Raw genomic sequence first — 22638 nt, 5'->3', positions numbered from 1 at the left:
GCGCACCGTCAGGGCACCCACGTCATGCGCCGCGCGTACCCGAGTCGGACTTCTCCATGGCCGCACGGAAGCGCGCGTACCCGTCCAGCTCGGGACCGTCACTGCGCGCCCTGCGGGTCCGAGTGGCCCAACTGCCCCACAGCCCGGCCGCTATCGCAGCCACCAGCGGAATCAGCAACCAGGCGAGTGTCGCCATGCCGACCTCCCAACCCATGAGCGCCCGCAACTGACTGATCAGCAGATTAACCATCCGCGCTGACAACGCTCACGCGAGGGTGCCGGTTACGCAACCCGAGGGGCCTGTACGCCGAAGGTGACGGAGTCGGCAGACGCCGACCGGTCGGAGTCAGCAGGCGCCGACCCATTCGTCGGTCCCGTCGGAGAACTTCTGGTGCTTCCAGATGGGCACTTCGTGCTTGAGGTCGTCGATCAGCTTGCGGCAGGCGTCGAAGGCCTCCGCCCGGTGCGGGCAGGCGACGGCGACGACGACGGCGAGGTCCCCGACCCGCAGGTCCCCCACGCGGTGGACGGCGGCCAGCGCGCGCACCGGGTGGTCCGCGACGACCTTCTCGGCGATCCGCCGCATCTCGGCCTCGGCACTCGGATGGCAGGAGTACCCGAGCGCGTCCACGTCGGCGCCCCCGTCGTGGTTCCGCACGGTCCCCACGAACAGCGCGATACCGCCGGCCGCCTCGTCCCCGACGGCCTGGAACACCTCGTCCACGGAGAGCGCGGTCTCCCGGACACCGATCAGCTTGATGGGATCCTGCGCCGCCTGCTCACCGGGGTGCTCGTTCGTCTGTGCCATGCCCCCATCGTGCCGCACGCCTCCGGCATCCCGGAATACGGCTTTCACCACGCACGCGCGCGGGGGCGTTCGGAGTGTTCTACAGACGCCTCACACGCGCCGTCGTGCCTTCCGAGCCCGCCGTACGACAGCCGCCGCGCCCAGCAGGGCCACCGTCGCCCCGGCCGCCCCCGCAGCCGTCGCGTCCTTCCGCCCCAGCCGCCGCCCGGCGACCGTGTGCCGCCCGGCGACCTCCTCCAGCAGCTCCGCGAGCACTTCCTCGTTGGTCCACTTCGGCCGCCACCCGGCGTCGTGCAGCCGGCTCCCGCTGACCACCCAGGGATACATCGTGTAGGCCAGATCGCCCGCCGGAGACGGCGTGAGCCCGATCCGGTGCAGCCGAGCCGCCGCGCCGAGCGCCACCGCGGACGGCAGCTCCATCCGCCGGATCCCGCTCAGCTCCTCGACCTCCTCCTGCTCCAGCCACCCGTCGCAGCCGACGGCCAGTTCCCCGTCGACCTTCTCCAGGACGGCGTACTCCAGAGCACCGCAGAGGTCCTCGACGTGGCAGAACTGCCATGCCGGCCGCGACCCTGCCACCACCAGCAGCCGGGGCGACTCGAAGTACCGGGTCAGCGCGGTGTCCGTACCCCCGACCAGGACGGCCGGCCGCACGACGGTGACGTTCAGCCCCGGGTGTGCCCGAGGAGCCCGCCGCGCCAGCCGCTCGATCTCCAGCAGGTCGCCCACGCCCGTGGCCTCGGCCGTCGCGCGCAGCTCGGCGTCCTCCGAGAGGGGCAGCTCGTTGTCCGGCAGCGCCCCGTAGACCATCGCCGAGGTGCACAGCACCACCCGGTGCACTCCGGCCGCCGCCGCGGCCGTCAGCACGGTCTGGGTCCCCCGGACGTTGTAAGCCGTACGGGCCGCCGGATCGGTCTCCAGGTCGAGGTCGAGCGCGAGGTGCACGACCACGTCCGCGCCGCGCAGCTTGTCCGCGATCGCCGGGTCACGCACGTCGAGGATGTGCCACTGGGCGTCGGCGCACTCCCCGCGCCGCTCGTCGATGGCGATGACCTGCTTCACCTCCGCGGAGGCGGCGAGCCGCTCGGTGAGGAGGGCGCCCACCCCGGCGGCGGCGCCGGTGACCGCGACGACGGGCCCGCGCACGGCGGGAGGGGTTGAAGGGTTTCGCGCTGCGCGAACCTGCGGATCTGGGGAACTCACCGGGCGTCTCCAGCGGTTGTCTTCAGTACGAACGCGAGTGACGCGTGCGTACCAGGTGCATCCATCCTGCCGCAGGCCTTCCGCGGGCGGAGCACCGAGGCCCGATCGGGTCCGGGTGTCTACGCTGGGTGGTGACGTCGGGCAGCCGCGCCGCCGGAGAGAACCGGTGGCCTTACCAGCCGAGGAATCCCGTGAGTGACACCCCATTCGGATTCGGCCTTCCGCCGGAGGAGCCGGAAGACGGCGACGAGGGCAAGGAGAAGGACCAGCAGAGCGGCGGTGGGCAGGGACCGGCCAATCCGTTCGGTTTCGGCGGCCTGCCCGGAGCCGGAGGCTTTGGCGGCCCCGGCGCCGACAATCCGCTCGCAGCCATGTTCGGTTCCCTGAACCCCACCGACCTGGGCGCCGCGTTCCAGCAGCTGGGCCAGATGCTCTCCTACGAGGGCGGCCCGGTGAACTGGGAGATGGCCAAGCAGATCGCCCGCCAGACGGTCGCCCAGGGCGCCCCGGACGGCACGAAGGACGCCAGCGTGGGCCCCGCCGAGCGCAGGACGGTCGAGGAGGCCGTCCGCCTGGCCGACCTGTGGCTGGACGACGTGACGTCCCTGCCGTCGGGCGCCGCCTCGGCGGTGGCCTGGTCCCGCGCGGAGTGGGTCGAGGCGACCCTGCCCGCGTGGCAGGAGCTGGTCGACCCGGTCGCCGAGCGGGTCGGCGCGGCCATGGGCGATGTCCTGCCGGAGGAGATGCAGGCCATGGCGGGCCCGCTGATCGGCATGATGCGCTCGATGGGCGGCGCCATGTTCGGCACGCAGATCGGGCAGGCCGTCGGCGTGCTCGCGGGCGAGGTCGTCGGCTCCACCGACATCGGCCTGCCGCTGGGCCCGGCCCGGAAGGCCGCGCTGCTCCCGGCCAACGTCGAGTCGTTCGGCAAGGACCTCGGCGTCCCGCAGGAGGAGGTGCGGCTCTACCTGGCCCTGCGCGAGGCGGCGCACCAGCGCCTGTTCGCGCACGTGCCGTGGCTGCGCTCGCATCTGTTCGGCGCGGTCGACGGCTACGCGCGCGGGATCAAGGTCGACACGGCCAAGCTCGAGGACGTGGTCGGCCAGTTCGACCCGCAGAACCCGGAGCAGTTGCAGGACGCCCTGCAACAGGGCATGTTCCAGCCGGAGGACACGCCCGAGCAGAAGGCCGCGCTGGCCCGTCTGGAGACCGCTCTGGCGCTCGTCGAGGGCTGGGTGGACGCGGTGGTCCACGCGGCCGCGAAGCCGCGTCTGTCCTCCGCCGACGCCCTGCGCGAGACCCTGCGCCGTCGCCGCGCGACCGGCGGCCCGGCGGAGCAGACGTTCGCCACCCTGATCGGCCTGGAGCTGCGCCCGCGCCGGCTGCGCGACGCCTCCCGCCTGTGGGCCTCGCTGACGGACGCGCGCGGGGTGGACGGCCGGGACGCCTTGTGGCACCACCCGGACATGCTGCCGACCGCGACCGACCTGGACGACCCGGACGGCTTCGTCCATCGCGAGCAGCTGGACTTCTCCGAGCTGGACAAGATGCTCGGCGAGGCGGCGGGCGGCTCCCACCGCAAGCCCGACCTGCGCGAGAAGGACGACGAGGCCGGGGGCGACGACGCCCAGTGAGCCTTCATGACGACGCGGTCCTCGTACTCAAGGGGTACGAGGACCAGGAAGAGCTGCGCCAGGCCTACCTGGACCACCTGGCGGCCCACCCGGACGGCGTGTGGAAGGCCTGCCACGCGGGTCACATCACGGCGAGCGCCCTGGTGATCGACCCCGAGCGCGGCCGGGTGCTGCTCACCTTGCACAGGAAGCTGCGGATGTGGCTGCAGATGGGCGGCCACTGCGAGCCGGGCGACCCCGGCCTGGAAGCGGCCGCCTTGCGTGAGGCGACCGAGGAGTCCGGCATCGCCGGACTGACGCTGCTGCCCGGCGGACCGGTGCGCCTGGACCGGCATCCCATCCCCCCGCCGTGCCACTGGCACTACGACGTCCAGTACGCGGCCCTGGCCCCGCGCGGCGCCGAGCACGCGATCAGCGACGAGTCGCTGGACGTGCGCTGGTTCGTCTACGACGAGGTGGCGGACGTGGCCGACGAGTCCGTCGTACGGCTGCTCGAGGCGGCCCGCGCCCGACTCTGAACGGGTGAGGGGCGGCCGCACAGGCGGCCGCCCCTCACACCTGCCTTCCGGACGGTCAGCTCCAGACGTTTCCCTGGTTCTGTCCGCGCGCCCCCTGCTGCCCCATGCCGAACTGGGCGGCGAGGCCCTGGCCGAGCTGCGCGTTCTGCGGCGGCAGCAGCTCGCTGGGCTGTACCAGCGCGAACCCGGAGCCCATGAAGCTCAGCTCCCAGCCCTCACCGGTGTTGCCGCGCCGGCGCCAGACGCCCGACGAGTGCGTCTGGGCCTGCATCTGCACGCGCAGCCCCGTGGACCAGGCGACGATCGCGTCGGCGTCGCAGTTGACGTACTTGTCCGGCGTGACCTGCATCAGCAGCGGCGCGCCCGAGGTCATCAGGGCGACCTTGCCGCGCCCGGTGATGTTCAGCTGGTACTTCCCGGAGCCGGAGATGCCGTACTGGCTGTCGACGGCGATGACCTCGTGGTGCAGCGACGAGTCCATGGCGAGGACGTAGCTGCTGTCGACGGTCAGCCCGTCCTGCTCGATGTCCATGACGTGCACATGCTGGGCGAGGTTGGCGAGGTAGACCGTGCCCTGGCCGTGACAGCGCATCAGGTCCAGGCCCTCGCCGGTGTGCGCACGCGCGCGTGCCTGGTTGTTGCTGCGGTACTCGGCGTCGAACTCGACGAGTCCCTGGTAGGCGACCATGGTGCCCTTGCGGGCGAGGATGTCGTCGTGGCCCTCCAGGGTGACGCGGAGCATCTGCTTGTTCTGCAGGCTCCAGCGCTCCTGGGTCTGCAGGTCGTTGTGCGCGAAAAGCGGGCTCTGCATGGTGTTCTGGCTCCCCCTCAGCCCCGGAACCGGAGGCGGTCGGTGCTGTCCTCGCTGGGCTGGACGACGACGATGCCCTGGCCGGAGAAGGCCATCTGGTAGGCCTCGCCGCTGCCCCGGCCGATCAGTGACTGCGCCTTGAAGCTGCGCTTGCCCTTCACCTTCAGGTTCGGGGACCAGGCGACGAGTGCGTCCGGGTCGACGTACGTCTCGTCCTCACCGCCGCCGCAGTCCACGACGATCGGCTTGCCCCGGGAGGTCAGTGCGACCCAGCCCTGTCCGGAGATCTTCGTGTTCCACAGCCCCTGCCCGGCGAACTTCGCGAGTCCCTTGACACGCTCCACGCCCCAGCTGAGGTGTGCGTCGAAGGCGAGCAGGTTGGTGGCGTTGACGGAGATGCCGTCGCCGTTGAGGTTGATCACGACGACGTCGGCGCCGTAGTCCGCGAGGTAGAGCAGGCCGTCGCCGGAGCACTTCATCAGCGGGGCGCCCTCGCCGGTGACCCAGTCGCGGGCGATCTGGCGGACGGCCGGCGGGTTGGGCTCGTACTGGATGAAGCCTTCGTAGGCGACCATCGACCCCACACGCGCGAGGAGGTCGTTCCCGGTCTGCATGGCGACCTTCAGCATGTGGTTGCCGTGGTTCTCCATACGGGCGGTGGCGGGTGCGGGGGCGTAGCCCGCGAGCGGCTGGTTCATGACGGGCTCCCTCAGACCTCGTACGGCTGGACGACGATGAAGTTCCCGGGCGCGCCCCGGAACTGCAGGTTGACGCTCTCCCCGGTGTCGCCCGGGTAGGCGTTGCGGCGCATCCGGACCTGGCTGGAGACGATCACCTGGGAGGCGGCCGACCAGGCGACCACCGCGTTGCAGTCGGCGAACGTCGTCGGCGTCACGGGCAGCACGACCGGCGTGCCGTGCGTCTTGACGACGATCGTGCCGGTGCCCTGGAACTGCATCGTGAACAGCGCGCCGCCCGGGATGCCGTGCCCCTCGATGCGGCGGACCTCGTACTGCAGGCTCTCGTCGAAGGCGAGGACGTTCTCCGCGGAGACACAGATCGCGTCGCCCTGCAGCTCGACCGGGTGCAGATGGGTGGAGTTCTCGGCGAGGAACACCTGCCCCTGGCCGGTGCAGCGCATCAGCTGCATCTCCTGGCCGGTGGCGTTGCCCACGATCCGGCCGGCGAAGCCCGCGCCCTTGTAGCTGAAGTCGACCTTGCCCTGGTAGAGCACCATGCTGCCCTGCCGGGCCAGCACGGGCTGGCCGCCGATGCCGAGGTCGACACGGATGAGCTTCTTGTTCTGCTGCGTCCAGCGCTGCCCGGTGGGCGTCTCCTTGAACGTCTGGAGCGCCGCCGTCACCCCGGCGCCGCCCTGGGGGGCGCCCTGCGGCACTCCGTACGGGGCGGCCTGCTGGCCGGGCACCTGGCCGTAACCCGGGGGCATGGGCGCGGTGGGCTGGCCGCCGTAGGAGGGCGGCTGCTGACCGTACCCGGGAGGCATCGGCGCGCCGGGCTGGGCACCGTACGACGGCTGCTGCGGCGGCTGGCCGTAGGGCGCGGGCGCCGGGGCCGGGGGCGGGACGGTGCCGCCGGCGGGCGGGGTCAGGGGGGCGATGACCGTCGGTGCGGCGTGCACGTTCGGCGCGGGCGCCGGGGGCGGGGTGTGGCCGGGCGGCGGCGCGAAGCCCTGCGGCGCGGGCTGCGGCGCGGGGGCGGGCGCCGGAGCGGGCGCGGGGGCGGCCGGGGCACCGAACGCGGGCGGCGCACCGGCCTGGGCGGGCGGGGCGAATCCGGGCGCGGCGCCGGACGGGGGCTGCTGCGGGGCGGCGGGCGCTTCCTCCTGGAGCACCTCGCCGCCGAAGTTCTTCAGCAGCGCTTCCAAGCCGCCGTCGAAGCCCTGGCCGACGGCGGCGAACCGCCAGCCGTCCTTGAAGTAGAAGTCACCGAGCATCACGGCCCGCTCGGTGGAGAACTCCGAGCCGTCGAAGGAGTACCGGGCGACCTCCTCGCCGCCCGCCACGATGCGCAGGTATCCGGGAGCGATCTGCGACATCTGGCCGGCGCCGTCGATGGTCGCCGTGAAGGACAGCCTGCGGATCTGCGACGGGATCCGGTCGAGCGTGACCCGGAACGACTCCGTGTCGCCCGCCTGGGCGCCCAGCAGCTGAACGGACTCCTCGGGGGACTTCGGCTGATTGAAGAAGACGAAGTACCGGTCGTCCGACAGGCGCTCGTCGGCGTCCAGACCGAAGCAGCTGATGTCGAAGCTCAGTCCCGGGGCGGAGATCTGCACGCCTACGTACAGATCGGTGCCCGCCGTGAGGTCACTGATCCTGGCCTTGTGGCCGCGTTGGAATTCCCTGGCCATGCGTTACGACCGTCCCCCATCCCGAATGTGAGTGCGTCGCGCCAGGCTAACGGCAATGGCCGACATCGACCCCCGTCGGGCCTGGTCGGTACAGACCCGGTACACAACCGCACCCGACCGCGCACCCGGGCCGGTCGGCCGGGACGCTCACTCCTCCTGCGCGCCGGGCACATGTGGCAGCCGTTCGGCGGCGACCACCCCTTCGAGGTAGCCGCGGGCCCGCTCGGTGCGGGGATAGGCCTCCAGCAGTCTCCAGAAGTCGGGCCCGTGTCCGGGGACCAGCAGATGCGCCAGCTCGTGGCAGAGCACGTAGTCGATGACGTACTCCGGCATGCCCTGCAGACGGTGCGAGAGCCGGACGCTGCCCTCGGCCGGGGTGCACGAGCCCCAGCGGGTGTTCTGATTGGTGACCCAGCGCACGGAGGCGGGCCGGGTCCGGCCGCCGAAGTACTGGGCCGACAAGCGCTCGGCACGCTCGGCCAGCTCGGCGTCGCCCAGCTGCCGCCGGCTCTCCCGGGCGGCGAGTTTGTCGAGCATGACGGTCACCCAGCGCTGCTCCTCCGCCTTCGACATCCGGGCGGGGATCAGCACGACGGTGCGATCGCCCTCGCGGTACGCGGAGACCGTCCGGCGGCGCCGGGCACTCCTGCGGACCTCGATCGCGCTCGCCCCCGAACCGCCGGGCGGCTGGCTCGTCGTGCTGCGCTGTGGCTTTCCGGCGCGGTGCAGTGGGTCGGCGGGCACGCCCCGACGTTACCCGCTGGGCGTGGCCGAAGTCCCGGCTCCGGTGCGGTTCGATGGCGATCCCCCACCATGTGCTTGATTGGTATGACCGATCCATACATCCGTTTTGCATTATTTCGCCCCGGCTGATTTGTGTGACGAACATCCCCTGCCTGTGGATAACCTTCGGCATCCGACGCACCGGCCGGGCATGCTGGCAGGCGTAGGCGGAGCGTGACCCGCTCCGCCGGCGACCGGACGTTCCGGGATGTTTCAACGGATACGGGGGCCAGTCATGCATCCGATGGTGAAGCCGGCGCTGCGGCGCGGCTGGCGTGATCTCAACACCGTGCAGTTCGGGATGACCCCGGCGCACGCGATGACGCTGGGACCGATGGACACGGCGACGGGCGGCTTCCTGGAACTGCTCAACGGCACCAGGGGGCTGCCGCTGCTGCGCCGGGAGGCCCGCCGCATGGACCTGCCGGACGGCCATGTCGACGCGCTGGTGGAGCGGCTGGCCCGCGCGGGCCTGGTCGACGACGCGCGCGGCGGCGGGCCGGCCGCGGCCGCGCTGCGGGAGAAGGAGGACGTCCTGCGGCGGCTGCGCCCCGACCTCGCGTCACTGACCCTGACCACCTCCGAACCGGGCGGCGCGCTCGCCCGGCTCGCCGCCCGCCGTGCACTGCGGGTGCAGGTGCGGGGCGCCGGGCGGGTCGGCGCCGTCCTGGCGTCGGTTCTGTCGGGCACCGGCGTCGGCGAGGTCGATGTACGCGACGGGGGCCGCGTGGAACCCTGGGACGTGGCACCCGGCGGGCTGCCCGCCGAGTCCATCGGCGAGCGCCGCGACACGGCGGCGCGGGCCGCCGTGCGCCGCGCGGCACCGGACCGCCCGCCGCGCCGCCCGCACGCCCCCGGCTCCGGCGCCGAGGAGCCCGGCCTTTCCCTGGTGATCCTCACGCCCCGGGACGAGGTGGCCGTGCACGCGCCCGATCCGTTCACCGCCGAGCCGCTGATGGCCTCCGGGACACCCCACCTGTACGCCGGTGTCGTGGAGGGCACGGGCGTCGTCGGTCCGCTGGTCCTGCCCGGCGAGTCGGGCTGCGCCGGCTGTCTGCACGAGGACCGCACGGACCGGGACCCGGCCTGGCCCCGGTTGATCTCCCAGTGGCGGTCCGGCCGGGCCCGCCGGATCGGGGCCTGCGATCTGACGCTGGCCACGGCGGTCGCCGGACTGGCCGCGGCGCACGCCCTGGCCTTCCTCGACGGCGAGTCGCCATCAGGCATCGGGGTCCGCTGGGAGGTGTCCCTACCCGGTCTGAACTGGCGTTCCCGACCGGTCTGGCCGCATCAGGCATGCGGATGCGGTGCGGCGGAGAGAGGAAAAAGCGAGCACTCCTCAACCGGCGGGCAGCCGCGCGAGACAATGGCGGTGCAACGGCCGTCGACGGAGCGACGACGCGAGGCAGGCGCGGCGCGGCCGACTGGGACCTGGAGGGCGCATGTCTGATCTTCCCCGCAAGGCGGTCACCCGGACCGCCAAGCTCGCCGCGCTCCCGCTCGGCTTCGCCGGCCGGGCGACCTGGGGGCTGGGCAAACGGATCGTGGGTGAGTCCGCGGAGATCGTCGGCCGGGAGCTGCAACAGCGCACGGCCGAGCAGTTGTTCAAGGTGCTCGGGGAGCTCAAGGGCGGCGCGATGAAGTTCGGGCAGGCCCTGTCGGTCTTCGAGTCCGCGCTGCCCGAGGAGATCGCCGGCCCCTACCGCGCGGCCCTGACCAAGCTCCAGGAGGCGGCACCGCCGATGCCGACCCGCACGGTGCACACCGTGCTGGAGGAGCGGCTGGGGCCGGACTGGCGCGATCTGTTCGAGGAGTTCGAGGACAAGCCCGCGGCCGCGGCCTCGATCGGCCAGGTGCACCGGGCGGTGTGGCACGACGGCCGTGAGGTGGCCGTCAAGGTGCAGTACCCGGGCGCCGGCGAGGCCCTGCTGTCCGACCTCGGCCAACTGAGCCGCTTCGCACGGCTGCTGGGACCGCTCATCCCGGGCATGGACATCAAGCCGCTCATCGCGGAACTGAAGGACCGCGTATCCGAGGAGCTGGACTACGGGCTGGAGGCCCAGGCCCAGAGCGCGCACGCGGAGGAGTTCGCGGACGACCCGGACGTGGTGGTCCCCGCGGTGGTGCACCAGTGCGAGCAGGTCCTGGTGACCGAGTGGATCAACGGCATCCCGCTGTCGGAGATCATCGCGGGCGGCACCCAGGAGCAGCGCGACCGGGCCGGCCAGCTGCTCGCCCGCTTCCTGTTCTCGGGCCCGGCCCGCACCGGCCTGCTGCACGCCGACCCCCATCCGGGCAACTTCCGTCTGCTGCCCGGCGGCCCGGCCGGCGAGGAGGACTGGCGCCTGGGCGTCCTGGACTTCGGCACGGTCGACCGGCTCCCCGGTGGACTGCCCCTGCCGATCGGCGTGTCGCTGCGGTTGACGCTGGACGGCGACGCCGAGACGGTCTACGAGCTCCTCTGCGAGGAGGGCTTCGTGAAGGAGTCCATAGAGCTGGACCCCGACGCGGTCCTGGACTACCTGCTGCCGATCATCGAACCGGCCCGGGTCGAGGCGTTCACCTTCACCCGCTCCTGGATGCGCAGCCAGGCCGCCCGCATCGCCGACCCCCGCTCCCCCGCCTATCAGCTGGGCAAGCGGCTCAACCTGCCGCCGGCCTATCTGCTGATCCACCGGGTGACCCTCAGCACGATCGGGGTGCTGTGCCAGCTGGGCGCCACGGTACGGCTGCGAGAGGAACTGCAGGAGTGGCTGCCGGGCTTCGTACCCGAGGACGACCCGACCGAGGAGGAACCGGCGGGCGCGTGACCGGCCATCACCAACAACGGCTCGAAGGCCCCCTGACCCGCTGCTGACGCCCCGGCGTCTCACAGTCTCCGGGGCCGGCCGGCCGACGGTGACCGCACTCGATCTCTTCACCGTCGGCATCGGTGACGTACCCGAGGGCGCCGTTGACGTGCACGGTCACCGAGCCCGGCCGGTAATCGACCCCGGTAGTCGACCTCAAAGGGCTCGTTGCCGCGCGTCGTCCCGGACGGCGCATCCCGCGCTGCCACCACTGCCCCGCATCGAGAAGATCGCCTCGGCGGGCACATGCCGGGAAGCGCACCCCGTCGCCGGGACGGGGGCTCACCACCAGGACGAGTCCAGTCGGCCCTCGATCGCCCGTAGGCTCTCCCTGGAACAGGTGTCGCAGAAGTACTGGCGGATGCCGTTCTCCACGGAGCAGGTCCAGGTGGCCGGCTGGGGGACGTCGGCGGGTGTGCCGCATCGGGCGCAGACGAGAGGGCGGCGCTCCGGGGTGGAGCCGCCCTGATCACTGTCTCCGGGAAGACTCGTCACCCGGTGACGATAACCCCGCGACCGGCGGATCGCCGTGCACAACGCACCGCGGGGGCCGGTCCGTTCGGCCGGACCGGCCCCCGCGTCGAAGACTTCGCCTCCCCCGGGCCGGGAGGCCACCGCTTCTCGGATGTGGTGGTTACTGCATGACGGCCATGGCGAGCGCGCGGCGGGCGCGCAGCGAGGCGCGCTCGGCCCGGCGCTGCATCCGCTGGGCGACCACCAGGCGCATGGCCCGGCGCTCGCGCACGGCGTCATGGAGTCGCTCGTGCATATGCGCACGAGCCAGGGCTTCTTGCATGAGTTGCATCTCTCGGTTCCTGTTCTGCCGCGCTTCGGTCGCGCCGGTGGTGGTGAAGTCTGAGGTCGCGGAGCCTGCGGGCTCGCTGGTGGACGGCTTCATCGGGGCCTGCTTCTTGGGGTCGTGCGTGAGGGGGCGGTCGATCGTTCCTGCGGTGTTCATGCTGTGACCGGGTTCTTCCGCGGGCGGCCACGCGGCCGCTTCCGGGCGACGACGACGCCCTGGACGAACAGCTCGCCACCCCAGACGCCCCAGGGCTCACGCCGCTCCTTGGCCCCGGCGAGGCAGGCCTCGATCAGCGGGCAGGTGCGGCAGAGGGACTTGGCGTACTCCACGTCCGCGGGCGACTCGGCGAAGAAGACCTCCGGGTCGTAGGAGCGGCACGGAACGGGTACGCCGAGGTTCTCGATGGCGTCGTCGAGCGCGGTGAGCGCGGTGAGGGGGGTCAAGGCGGAGTCCTCCGTGGGGCCGGGCGGGGGGATCGTTTGTGAAGGCGGTACGGACGGGGCGTGCGCTTCGAGTTGCACGGTTGGTCTTCCTCGTCTGGTCGGTCCGGCCGGTTGACCGGGTGTCGGCTTGGTACCGGGTTCTTTTCTTGTCCCGAGGCCCCTTCGCTCCGTCGTCCCCGTTCGGGGAAAACAGAAGGGCCGCGGATCCCGGGTGGGGTTCCGCGGCCCTGAAGGCGCCGGCCTGATCGGCGATCAGGCTGGATCACTCCAGGGTTCTGGCCCACGGAAGGCCCACATCAGGTGGTGCTGCGTCGTCTGCTTCCGGAATCCGGCACCGGCCGCCGCAAAGGCATAGGCATGTGCCTGTGCCGCTACCGCTTCCAGTGCCTTGTTCGGTCGCTCATTGCGCTCGCAGACGGGAAGGCCCGCGAGAGGCAGGGAGGACGCCGGACGGACGGCACGAATGCCGGACAGACCGGTGCCCTGGTTCGAGGCGCCGAGCATGCACGTGGAGACGGTCGAGCGATCGGTCAGTTTGGCCGTGCTGATGGTGCTGAAGTTGATGCTGATCACTGGACTCGCCTCCTCTCGGCGTCTCAAGGACTGGGTGAACCAGCCCATTCGGATATGCAAGTACATCACGGAAGAAGGGCCTTGGAGAAGGCCGCTGCTTCCGTGCCTAGAACCTATGGGGATTGCTGGCGCATGCGCAAACTATTTTTTCGACGAGTTCGCGTCAGTCGCTCCCGTCGTCCTCGTCAGGCTCCTGGCCTGCGCAGAGGGCCAGAACGTCGGTTCCGTAGCTACGCAGCTTGCGGCTGAGGACGCCGGGGATGCGGGAGAGCTCGGCGGGGCTCTCGGGCCGCGCCTCGGCGATGGCCATCAAGGTCCGGTCGGTGAAGACGCAGAAGTCCGGCTGCCCGCTGCGCGCGGCCTGGACCGCCCGCCACTCCCGGAGACGTTCGTAGAGCCCTTCGTCCATGTCCGAGGGACAGTCCTCGCAGCGCATCAGCTTCATCTCGCCCGCGTCGGTCAGCGTGCGGCCGCAGACCCGGCAGCGGGCCGGAGTGCGCTGGGTGCGCCGGGGCGCGGCGACGGTGCCCCCGGCGACCCCGCGCTCGACGCCTCCACCGGCGCCGGAGACGGTGTGGCCGACGGTGGCGGTGGTGCCAGGGCGCAGGCCGTCGAGGAAGCGGCTGGGCCGGCGGCTGGGGCGGCCTCCGGGCGAGCGGGACAGTGCCCAGGACAGATGGAGCCGTTCCCGGGCCCGGGTCACGCCGACGTAGAGGAGCCGGCGTTCCTCCTCGACCTGCTCATCGGTCTTGGCGTAGGTGATGGGCAGCATGCCCTCGGCCACGCCGACCAGGAAGACGGCGTCCCATTCCAGGCCCTTGGCGGCGTGCAGGGAGGCGAGGGTGACGCCCTGGACCGTCGGGGCGTGCTGGGCGCCCGCCCGCTCGTCCAGCTCCGCCACGAAGTCGCCGAGGCTGGCGCCGGGCTTGGCGGCGGCGAGGTCATGAGCGAGGTTGACCAGCGCGGCCAGGGACTCCCAGCGCTCTCTGACGGCACCGGACCCGGCCGGGGGTTCGGTGGTCCAGCCCTCCCCGGACAGCACCGCGCGCACCTGCGAGGGCAGGTCCACGGCGCCGTCCAGCAGGGAGTCGTTGCCGCCGAAGCGGGCCGCGCCGCGCAGGGCGACGCCGGCCCTGCGCACCTCGGGCCGGTCGAAGAAACGCTCGGCGCCGCGCAGCTGGTAGGGGACCCCGACGTCGGCCAGCGCCTGCTCGTAGGTCTCGGACTGGGCGTTCGTACGGAACAGGACGGCGATCTCGGCGGCCGGGACGCCCGCGTCGGTCAGCTCGCGGATGCGGCGGGCGGCGCCCTCGGCCTCGGCGGGCTCGTCGGTGTACTCCGTGTAGACGGGCTCAGGCCCAGGGGCGCGCTGGGAGACCAGTTCGAGCCGGTGGTCGGCGGCGCGGCCGCGGGCCTGGGCGAGCAGGCCGTTGGCGAGGTGGACGACCTGGGGGGTGGAGCGGTAGTCACGGACCAGTTTCACGACGGTGGCGCCGGGATGCCGGGCCCGGAAATCGAGGAGGTGGTCGGGCGTTGCGCCCGTGAACGAGTAGATGGTCTGGCTGGCGTCACCGACGACGCAGAGGCTGTCGCGGTCGCCGAGCCACAGCTCCAGCAGCCGCTGCTGCAGGGGGCTGACGTCCTGGTACTCGTCGACGACGAAGTGCTGGTACTGCGCGCGGATCTGTTCGGCGATGTCGTTCCGGTCCTGGAGGATGGCGACGGTCAGCAGCAGGACGTCCTCGAAGTCGATCACCGCGCGGTCGCGCTTGAGATCCTCGTAGGCCGTGTAGAGGTGGGCGATCTCCGCGGGGTCGCGCGGGGCCTCGCGACCGGCCTTCACAGCCGCGTACGGGTAGTCGGCGGGAACGGTCTGGGTGACCTTGGACCATTCGATCTCGGCGGTGACGTCCCGCAGCTCGCCCCGGTCGAGCCTGGTGCCGCAGGCGGCGGCCGCTTCGGCGACGAGCTGGACCTTGCGGTCGATGAGCCGGGGCATGCCGCCACCGATCGCTTTCGGCCAGAAGTACTGGAGCTGGCGCAGGGCGGCGGAGTGGAAGGTACGGGCCTGCACGCCGTGGGCGCCGAGCTGGCGCAGCCGGCCGCGCATCTCTCCGGCGGCGCGGTTGGTGAAGGTGACGGCGAGCACGCTGGACGGCTGCAGGATCCCGGCGCGGACCCCGTAGGCGATGCGGTGCGTGATCGCCCGCGTCTTGCCCGTGCCCGCCCCGGCCAGCACGCACACCGGCCCTTGCAGGGCGGTGGCCACCTCGCGCTGCTCGGGGTCGAGCCCTTCGAGCACCGCGTCGGCCCCACTCGGCGGAGCCGAACACTGGGAACCGCCGGTGCCCTGTGGGAAGAGGGTGGAGTGCGTTGCTGCTGTCACACCGCAATGCTGCCAGGTCGCCGGAGACTGCCGTGCCGGTTGTCCACAGGCGGGTACCGGTAGTCGTACCAATGCGGCAGGTGTCGCGGCCGGGGGTGCTTACCCCGGGCGGGAATGGCGCGCCGGTCGCTTACGTTCTCCACCTGGACGACCTTTCCGAGCTGCCTGAGGAGCACGAGAGACATGCAGGGCACTGTGACGATGTACAGCACGACTTGGTGCGGCTACTGCCGGCGGCTGAAGAGCCAGCTGGACCGGGAGGGCATCGCCTACACCGAGATCAACATCGAGCAGGACCCCGATTCCGCCGCGTTCGTGGAGAAGGCGAATGGCGGAAACCAGACGGTCCCGACCGTGCTGTTCTCCGACGGCACCACCCTGACGAACCCGTCGCTGGCCCAGGTGAAGCAGAAGCTCGCCGCGTGACGCTTCGCGGGTTCACCGCGGTGACCTCACCGGGTTCGCCGCGGTGACCGCGCAGAAGGGCGGCCCCTGATCTGTCAGGGGCCGCCCTTCTGCTTCCCGGCCCTACGCCTGTGGCCTGTCCCACACCAGGATGTAGCGCCACAGCAGTCGGCGCCGAAAGCGGCAGCCGGGCAGCAGTCGGCGGGCTGCCGCGCGGACCTCGCCCCAGTGCATGGGCGGTTCCTCCACGGGCATGCCGGCGGGGCTGCGCTTGCCGCCCCGCACGCGCGTGTACAGCCAGCTCACGGGGAGCCCGCATCCGCTGATCACCCGGTCCAGCACGGTGTGGTTGTACGCCAGCCCGACGACGATCAGCCGGCCGCCGGGCGCGACGAGCCGGGCCAGGGCGCCGGTCGCGTCCTCGAAGCGGGCGTGGTGCACGACGGCGACCGCGCTGACGACGTCGTAGGCGCCTTCCCGGAGCGCACTGCCGTCGAGGTAGTCGGCCTCCACGAAGGCGACGTTCCCGGACGGTGGTTTCCCCGGCCGAAGCTTCCCGCGCTTCGCGGGTCCTCCTGCCCGTGCCTGCCGGATCATTTCCGGTGAGCGGTCCACGCCGATGACCGTCTCCGCGCGGGCCGCGAGCTTGCGGACGAGGAGGCCGTCGCCGCAGCCGACGTCCAGGGCCGTGCGGCAGCCCCGGGGTACGGCGGCCAGCACGGCCCGATGGTAGTGGACGTTGTGGTTCCAGTACGGGCCACCGGCCACCTGTGACGCCTCAGACGAAGCTGCGCGTCGGCAGCGGCTTGCCGTACCACATCTCGATCAGGCGGGCCGCGATGGAGATGCCGTAGGGCGACAGCACCTCACCGGACTCGAAGGCCTCGTGCAGTTCCTCGCGGGAGAACCAGCGGGCCTCGTGGATCTCGTCGCCGTCGACGTCGATCTCGGTCGAGGTGGCGCGCGCCATGAAGCCCAGCATCAGGCTGGACGGGAACGGCCACGGCTGGCTGGCGACGTACTCGACCCGGCCGACGGTGACGCCGGCCTCTTCGTAGACCTCGCGGCGCACCGCCTGCTCGATGGACTCGCCGGGCTCGACGAACCCGGCGAGCGTGGAGAAGCGGCCCTCGGGCCAGTGGACCTGGCGGCCGAGCAGGATGCGGTCGTCCGCGTCGGTCACGGCCATGATCACGGCCGGGTCGGTGCGCGGGTAGTGCTCGGCGCCGCAGGCCGGGCAGCGGCGGATGTGGCCGGCGGCGGCGATGACCGTGCGCTCGCCGCAGCGGGAGCAGAAGCGGTGGGTGCGCTGCCAGTTCTCCAGGCCCACCGCGTGCACCATGAGCCCGGCGTCGCGCGGGGACAGCAGCAGGCCGGCCTCGCGCAGCCCCGCCGGGCGGGCCGACTGGTCGATGCGGCCGGGCAGCGCGTCCTTCTGGAGCGCGAAGTAGCTGACGCCCTCCTCGTCGATGCCCAGGAAGTAGCGGTGCGCCTCGGTGAGCGGGGCCTCGAAGGACGGCGTCATGACGAGTTCGGTCCGGCCGTCCGGGGTCTCGTCGACGAGCACCTGGCCGCCGGAGACGACGAAGCAGCGGGTCGTGGGGTGGCTCCACGCCGCCGCGAGCCAGGCCTCGTCCAGCCGGTGGTGGGCGGCGCGGTCGATGCCGCTCGGGGCGGTCAGCGAGATGGGTCGGTCTGCTGTGTCGTCGGTCCAGGTGGTCACGGGTGCTTCCAACTCCCCCAGTGCAGCGGTTCGTATCGGCGGACGGTTCGGCAGGTCAAAGGGCGGGAGGGCACCGGGTCGGTCGGGGGCGGCGGGGCGTTCGGGGCGGTTCTTCCAGTGTGCCCCGCCCGCGGTGCCCTTCCGTACGGCGCCGGCCGGTCAGGGCGTGGGACGCCAGGTGCCGGCCAGGTCGGCCCACAGGTAGGCGCTGGTCTCGACGCCCTTGAGCAGGAGGTCCAGTTCCAGCTTCTCGTTGGGGGCGTGCCAGCCGTCGGAGGGGATGGAGATGCCCAGGAAGAGCACGGGGGCGCCGAGGACTTCCTGGAGGTCGGCGGCGGGTCCGGAGCCGCCCTCGCGGGTGAAGCGGACCGGTCCCTCGAAGGCGCGGCCCATGGCGCGGACCACGGACTGCAGCGCGGGGTGGTCGAGCGGGGTCAGGCACGGGCGCGTGGCCGAGCCGAAGTCGATCTCGTACCGGATTCCGGCGGGCACCTGCTCGGCGGCCCAGGCGCGGACGGCTTTTTCGACGAGGTCGGGGTCCTGGCCGGCGACCAGCCGGAAGGACAGCTTCACCATCGCCGAGGACGGGATGATCGTCTTGCTGCCGGGGCCCTGGTAGCCGCCGCCGATGCCGTTGACCTCGGCGGTCGGACGGGCCCAGATGCGCTCCAGGGTGGTGTGCCCGGCCTCGCCGTGGGTGGCGTGGGACTTGGCGGTGCGCAGCCAGCGCTCCTCGTCGAAGGGCAGCTCGGCGAACAGCTCGCGCTCGCGGTCGGTCAGCTCGATGATGCCGTCGTAGAAACCGGGGATCGCGACGCGCGCGTGCTCGTCGTGGAGGGCGGCGACCAGACGGGCGGCGGCGGTGGCCGGGTTGGGCACGGCACCGCCGAAGGAGCCGGAGTGGATGTCCTGGCCGGGGCCGTACAGACGGATCTCGCACTCGGCGAGGCCGCGCATGCCGGTGCACACGGTCGGGGTGTCCTCGGACCACATGCCGGTGTCGGAGACGATCACGGCGTCCGCGGTGAGCCGGTCCGCGCGCTCCTCCACAAGGGCCCGGAAATGGGGGGAGCCGGATTCCTCCTCGCCCTCGACCAGCAGCTTCAGGTTGACCGCGGGGGCGGTGCGGCCGGTGGCGGCGAGGTGGGCGCGGACGCCGAGTGTGTGGAAGAACACCTGGCCCTTGTCGTCGGCCGCCCCGCGCGCGTAGAGACGGTTCTCCCGGAGGACCGGCTCGAACGGGTCGCTGTCCCAGCCGTCCTCGCGGGCGGCGGGCTGTACGTCGTGGTGGCCGTAGACGAGGACGGTGGGCGCCCCGGGGTCGCCCGAGGGCCACTCGGCGAAGACGGCCGGGGCGCCGGGTGTCTGCCAGACCCCGGCGGTCGGGAAGCCGGTCTCCTTGAGCTTGGCGGCGAGCCAGTCGGCGCTGCGCCGTACATCGGGCGCGTGGTCGGGCCGGGCCGACACGGAGGGGATGCGCAGCCATGCGGTGAGGTCGTCGAGGAAGGCGGCGCGATGCTGCTCGATGTACGCGCGGACGGCGCTGTCCGGGGTCTGGCTCATGCTCACGAGCCTATCCGCCCGCCCCGGCATCCTCGGCGGGCGGTTCGTCACACCCAGGTTGTCTCCCGCACCACAGTCAGGTCGCCTCCCGTGCGCTCTCCGGCTCGCCCGTGAGCAGCCGCTCCAGTGCGTCCCGGTCCGGCAGGCCTTCGGGGCGTACGACCTCGCCGCTGCGCACGTACAGGAAGGCTGCCGTGACGGACTCGGCGGGCACGCCCTGCTGCTCGGCCCAGGCCAGCCGGTACACGGCGAGCTGGAGCGGGTCGGCGGTGCGGGTGCGGCTGGTCTTCCAGTCGACGATCTCGTACGTCGTCTCGTCGCCGTCGCCGGTCCTGTAGACGGCGTCGATGCGGCCCCGTACGACGCGGCCGGCGAGGGTGAGCTGGAACGGGGCCTCGACCCGGTAGGGGGTGCGCCGGGCGTACTCGCTGCGTTCGAAGGCCTCTTTCAGTGCTTCCAGGTCGCGTTCGTCGGCGATCTCGGCGTCGCCGCCGGGCAACTCGTCCGGTTCGAGTAGGGGCAGGGTCAGTTCCTCGAAGCGCGTTTCGACCCAGGCGTGGAACCGGGTGCCTCGGCGCGCGGCCGGTTGCGGGGGGCGCGGCATGGGGCGCGCGAGTTCCTGTGCGAGCCCGTCCGGGTCCTCGGCGAGCTGCAACAGCTGGGACGCGGTCAGCGTGGCGGGCAGGGCGACGTCCGTCACGGTCCGCCGGGCGCGCAGCAGCTCTCCGGTGAGGGCGTCGAGGTCGCGGTCCCAGGAGGCGAGGGTGCGGGCCTCCTCGGGGGTGAGGGCGGTGTGGGGCTGCGGTTCGGAGGACCGGGGGCGGTCCTGCGGTGCCGGTGCCTGGTGGGGAACCGTCGGCCGGTCGGCGCTCCAGGCGTCCCGGCCGGCCGGACCGTCCTGGGCGGGGATGTCCGCGCCACGCGTGCGCTCCGCGACCAAGGTTTCCTCATACGGGTGCCCCTCGCCGAAGGCGCCCTCATACGGGGCCTCCTCGTCGTGGGCGTCCTCGTCGTAGGCGCCCTCATACGGGGGCTCCTCGTCGTAGGCGTCCCCGTCGTAGGGGAAGTCCTCCTCGTACGGCTCCTCGCCGTACAGGTCGTCGTCCGGCGGCGCGGGCCAGTCCGGATCGTCGAGGGCGGCGGGGTCGTGGGCGGCCGGCGGGTGGCCGTCGTCCCGGGCGGCGAGGGCGTCCAGGTGGGCGAGGACGGTGTCGGCCGCCGCGCGCCGGCGGGCCAGGGCGGCGGCGTCCAGCGGGAGCGGCCACACCTGGTCGGCGGTGGCCGAGTGCAGGGCCGGGTTCTCCTCGTCCTCGGCGGGCTCCTCCGCCCAGGCCTCGATCTCGCCGTGCCCGGCGGCGCAGTGGTCGTACAGGGCCTGAAGGAAGTCGGAGGGACCGCGCGGCTTCTTCTGGCTGGGGCCCCACCAGTGGCCGGAGCCGAGCAGCAGGGAACGGGGGCGGGTGAAGGTGACGTAGCCGAGGCGGAGCTCCTCGGTGTGCTGGTGGTCCTTCATGGCCTCGTGGAAGGCCTTCATGCCGCGCGAGTCCCAGGAGTCGACGTCGGGCAGGGTGTCGGTGTCGCCGCGCAGGGCGTGCGGGAGCACCTTGGCCTGCGCGGTCCACTTCTCCCGGCCCTGGGCGCTGGGGAAGGTGCCGTTGACCAGGCCGGGGACGGCGACGACGTCCCATTCCAGGCCCTTGGACTTGTGCGCGGTGAGCACCTTGACGGTGTTCTCGCCGCCGGGCAGGGCGTTGTCGAGTCCCTTCTCGTACTGTGCGGCCGTCCGCAGGAAGCCGAGGAAGGCGAGCAGGGTGGCCTCACCGTCGCCGGCGGCGAAGGACGCGGCGACGTCGAGGAAGTTGGACAGGGTCTCGCGGCGGCGGGCGGCCAGGGCGTGCGGGGACGCCGACAGCTCCACCTCCAGGCCGGTGACCGCGAGAACGCGGTGCAGGACGTCCATCAGCGGGTCGGACAGGGAGCGGCGCAGGTCGCGCAGTTCGGCGGCGAGGCGGGCGAAGCGCACGCGTGCGTCCGGGGAGAACGGCAGCCGGTCGTCGGCACCTTCCTCGAAGTCCCCTGCCGCCGGCGTTTCGAGGAACGTGTCGAGGGCGTCCGCGAGCGATATCACCTCGGACGGGTCGACCCCCTCGACGGCCGCGGCGAGCCGGCGGTCCGGGTCGTCTGTGTCGCCCACGCGCGCGTGGGAGACCAGCAGGCGGGCGCGGCGGCCGAGGAGGGCGAGGTCGCGGGGGCCGATGCGCCAGCGCGGTCCGGTCAGCAGACGTACCAGGGAGGCGTTGGCGCCGGGGTCCTGCAGGACCTCGCAGACGGCGACGAGGTCGGCGACCTCCGGCAGATGCAGCAGCCCGGACAGGCCGACCACTTCGACGGGGATGTCACGGGCCACGAGGGCGCCCTGGATCTGGGCGAAGTCGGTCGCGGTGCGGCACAGTACGGCGATCTCGCCGGGGGCCGTGCCGGTGCGTACGAGGTGGGCGAGGGAGTCGGCGATCCAGTCGATCTCCTCCGCGTGGGTGCGCAGCAGGGCACAGCGGACCGTGCCGTCGCGTTCGGCGCCGGGGGCCGGGCTGAGTGCCTCCACGCCCGCGTGCATGGCGCGCAGGGGTTCGGCGAGGCCGTTGGCGAGGTCGAGGAGGCGGCCGCCGCTGCGCCGGTTCTCGCTGAGCGCCTGGCGGGTGGCGGGCCGGCCGTCGGCGTGGGCGAAGTGCGCGGGAAAGTCGTCCAGGTTGGCGACCGAGGCGCCACGCCAGCCGTAGATGGCCTGGCAGGGGTCGCCGACCGCGGTCACCGGGTGGCCGGTGCCGCCGCCGAACAGGCCCGCCAGCAGGACGCGCTGGGCCACGGAGGTGTCCTGGTACTCGTCCAGCAGCACCACGCGGAACTCCTCGCGCAGCAGGCGTCCCACCTCGGGAATGCGGGCGAGGCGGGCGGACAGCGCGATCTGGTCGCCGAAGTCGAGCAGATCGCGCTCGCGCTTCGCCGCCCGGTAGCGCACGACGAGGTCGGCGAGTTCCCGGCGGGCGGCGGCCGTATCGGGGACTTTGCGCAGGTCGGCGTTGGTGAGCTTGGCGCCCTCCAGCGTGCGCAGCAGGTCGGCGTCCCAGGCGCGCAGTTCCTCGGGGCCGACGAGGTGTTCGGCGAGTTCGGAGTCGAGGGTGAGCAGGTCGCTGACGAGGTCGGCGAATGAGCGGGTCAGCGCCGGGTAGGGTCCGGGCGCCTCGCGCAGCACGCGCGCGGCGAGCTGGTAGCGGGTGGCGTCGGCCAGGAGGCGGGAGGTGGGCTCCAGGCCGAGGCGCAGACCGTGGTCGGTGAGCAGGCGCCCGGCGAAGGCGTGGTACGTCGAGATGACCGGTTCGCCCGGCGGGTTGTCCGGGTCGATGGCATCGGGGTCGGTGACGCCGGCCTTGATCAGTGCCTTGCGGACGCGTTCGGCCAGCTCACCGGCCGCCTTGTTGGTGAAGGTCAGGCCGAGGACCTGTTCGGGGGCGACCTGCCCGGTGCCGACCAGCCAGACCACGCGGGCCGCCATCACGGTGGTCTTGCCCGACCCGGCTCCGGCGACGATCACCTGCGGGGCGGGCGGCGCGGTGATGCAGGCCGTCTGCTCCGGGGTGAACGGGATGCCGAGGAGCTCCTTGAGCTGCTCGGGGTCGGTGATACGGGCGGGCATGTCGAAAGAGGCTAGCGGCGGGCACTGACAGTCGAGGACGGATCGACCGCCCGGAGAGGAAGAACCGCAGGTCAA

Annotated in this window: 21 protein-coding genes; 5 read left to right on the top strand and 16 right to left on the bottom strand. The window is 72.4% G+C overall.

All coding sequences use genetic code 11. From position 1 onward, the window contains the following. Positions 1–22: 22 nt before the first annotated feature. The 3 genes from ABZ079_RS26250 to ABZ079_RS26240 all read right to left on the bottom strand — a co-directional run bounded on the left by ABZ079_RS26250 (position 23) and on the right by ABZ079_RS26240 (position 2011). Entirely contained in the window at positions 23–196 is a 174-nt protein-coding gene (locus ABZ079_RS26250) for a hypothetical protein (RefSeq protein ID WP_356941907.1), read from the bottom strand. A 150-nt stretch (positions 197–346) separates the two neighbouring features. Beyond that, positions 347–808 carry a molybdenum cofactor biosynthesis protein MoaE gene (locus ABZ079_RS26245; protein ID WP_356941906.1) on the bottom strand — a complete coding sequence of 154 codons (462 nt, stop codon included), beginning with the start codon at positions 806–808 and terminating at the stop codon, positions 347–349. Positions 809–898: 90 nt separating this feature from the next. Then, positions 899–2011 (bottom strand): SDR family oxidoreductase, encoded by a 1113-nt coding sequence (locus tag ABZ079_RS26240; protein ID WP_356941905.1) that lies wholly within the window; start codon positions 2009–2011, stop codon positions 899–901. 191 nt (positions 2012–2202) lie between these two features. Between ABZ079_RS26240 and ABZ079_RS26235 the strand changes: the two genes are divergently transcribed. Both ABZ079_RS26235 and ABZ079_RS26230 read left to right on the top strand, forming a co-directional pair. Continuing rightward, the gene (locus tag ABZ079_RS26235; RefSeq protein ID WP_356941904.1) at positions 2203–3645 is read left to right on the top strand and encodes a zinc-dependent metalloprotease; all 1443 of its coding nucleotides are present in this window, start codon (positions 2203–2205) and stop codon (positions 3643–3645) included. Further along, positions 3642–4163: an NUDIX hydrolase gene (locus ABZ079_RS26230; RefSeq protein ID WP_356941903.1), complete on the top strand. Its 522-nt coding sequence runs from the start codon at positions 3642–3644 to the stop codon at positions 4161–4163. The genes ABZ079_RS26235 and ABZ079_RS26230 overlap by 4 nt, the downstream gene beginning before the upstream one ends. Before the next feature lie 55 nt (positions 4164–4218). Here ABZ079_RS26230 and ABZ079_RS26225 read toward each other — a convergent pair whose 3' ends face one another. The 4 genes from ABZ079_RS26225 to ABZ079_RS26210 all read right to left on the bottom strand — a co-directional run bounded on the left by ABZ079_RS26225 (position 4219) and on the right by ABZ079_RS26210 (position 8089). Further along, positions 4219–4974, bottom strand: a complete 756-nt coding sequence (locus ABZ079_RS26225; protein WP_356941902.1) for an AIM24 family protein — start codon at positions 4972–4974, stop codon at positions 4219–4221. 17 nt (positions 4975–4991) lie between these two features. Then, positions 4992–5672, bottom strand: coding sequence for an AIM24 family protein (locus ABZ079_RS26220; RefSeq protein ID WP_356941901.1), 681 nt, complete (start codon positions 5670–5672; stop codon positions 4992–4994). 11 nt (positions 5673–5683) lie between these two features. Further along, positions 5684–7345, bottom strand: coding sequence for a TerD family protein (locus tag ABZ079_RS26215; RefSeq protein ID WP_356941900.1), 1662 nt, complete (start codon positions 7343–7345; stop codon positions 5684–5686). Between the two features lie 147 nt (positions 7346–7492). Beyond that, positions 7493–8089: a M48 family metallopeptidase gene (locus ABZ079_RS26210; RefSeq protein WP_356941899.1), complete on the bottom strand. Its 597-nt coding sequence runs from the start codon at positions 8087–8089 to the stop codon at positions 7493–7495. A 274-nt stretch (positions 8090–8363) separates the two neighbouring features. Here ABZ079_RS26210 and ABZ079_RS26205 point away from each other — a divergent pair, with 274 nt between their 5' ends. Both ABZ079_RS26205 and ABZ079_RS26200 read left to right on the top strand, forming a co-directional pair. Continuing rightward, entirely contained in the window at positions 8364–9578 is a 1215-nt protein-coding gene (locus tag ABZ079_RS26205; protein WP_356941898.1) for a TOMM precursor leader peptide-binding protein, read from the top strand. Next, entirely contained in the window at positions 9571–10938 is a 1368-nt protein-coding gene (locus ABZ079_RS26200) for an AarF/ABC1/UbiB kinase family protein (RefSeq protein ID WP_356941897.1), read from the top strand. Before ABZ079_RS26205 ends, ABZ079_RS26200 begins: the two co-directional genes overlap by 8 nt. A 321-nt stretch (positions 10939–11259) precedes the next feature. Here the strand turns inward: ABZ079_RS26200 and ABZ079_RS26195 are convergent, their stop codons facing one another. The 5 genes from ABZ079_RS26195 to ABZ079_RS26175 form a co-directional block, all read right to left on the bottom strand. Beyond that, complete coding sequence (locus ABZ079_RS26195; RefSeq protein ID WP_356941896.1) at positions 11260–11472, bottom strand: hypothetical protein; 213 nt, start codon at positions 11470–11472, stop codon at positions 11260–11262. 139 nt (positions 11473–11611) lie between these two features. Then, positions 11612–11935: a hypothetical protein gene (locus tag ABZ079_RS26190; RefSeq protein WP_356941895.1), complete on the bottom strand. Its 324-nt coding sequence runs from the start codon at positions 11933–11935 to the stop codon at positions 11612–11614. Continuing rightward, positions 11932–12300, bottom strand: coding sequence for a WhiB family transcriptional regulator (locus tag ABZ079_RS26185; protein WP_356855301.1), 369 nt, complete (start codon positions 12298–12300; stop codon positions 11932–11934). The genes ABZ079_RS26190 and ABZ079_RS26185 overlap by 4 nt, the downstream gene beginning before the upstream one ends. Before the next feature lie 174 nt (positions 12301–12474). After that, positions 12475–12795 (bottom strand): hypothetical protein, encoded by a 321-nt coding sequence (locus tag ABZ079_RS26180; protein ID WP_356941894.1) that lies wholly within the window; start codon positions 12793–12795, stop codon positions 12475–12477. 163 nt (positions 12796–12958) lie between these two features. Beyond that, positions 12959–15253 (bottom strand): ATP-dependent DNA helicase UvrD2, encoded by a 2295-nt coding sequence (locus tag ABZ079_RS26175; protein ID WP_356941893.1) that lies wholly within the window; start codon positions 15251–15253, stop codon positions 12959–12961. Between the two features lie 111 nt (positions 15254–15364). On the opposite strand from ABZ079_RS26175, the gene ABZ079_RS26170 reads away from it, so the two are divergent. Next, entirely contained in the window at positions 15365–15607 is a 243-nt protein-coding gene (locus ABZ079_RS26170; RefSeq protein WP_356941892.1) for a mycoredoxin, read from the top strand. A gap of 102 nt (positions 15608–15709) precedes the next feature. Here the strand turns inward: ABZ079_RS26170 and ABZ079_RS26165 are convergent, their stop codons facing one another. From ABZ079_RS26165 to ABZ079_RS26150, 4 genes are all read right to left on the bottom strand, one after another. Further along, entirely contained in the window at positions 15710–16354 is a 645-nt protein-coding gene (locus tag ABZ079_RS26165; protein ID WP_356941891.1) for a class I SAM-dependent methyltransferase, read from the bottom strand. A gap of 10 nt (positions 16355–16364) precedes the next feature. Then, on the bottom strand, positions 16365–17309 hold the full coding sequence (nudC, locus tag ABZ079_RS26160) for an NAD(+) diphosphatase (RefSeq protein ID WP_356941890.1): 945 nt from the start codon (positions 17307–17309) through the stop codon (positions 16365–16367). 159 nt (positions 17310–17468) lie between these two features. Next, positions 17469–18872 (bottom strand): dipeptidase, encoded by a 1404-nt coding sequence (locus tag ABZ079_RS26155; protein WP_356941889.1) that lies wholly within the window; start codon positions 18870–18872, stop codon positions 17469–17471. 76 nt (positions 18873–18948) lie between these two features. Next, positions 18949–22563, bottom strand: a complete 3615-nt coding sequence (locus tag ABZ079_RS26150) for an ATP-dependent DNA helicase (protein WP_356941888.1) — start codon at positions 22561–22563, stop codon at positions 18949–18951. Positions 22564–22638 lie beyond the last annotated feature (75 nt).

Origin of the sequence: Streptomyces sp. NPDC006314 (assembly GCF_040613075.1) — a bacterium.
GTDB lineage: Bacteria > Actinomycetota > Actinomycetes > Streptomycetales > Streptomycetaceae > Streptomyces.
Note: the sequence above shows the minus strand (reverse complement) of the source record. Positions and strands in the feature narration are given on the sequence as shown.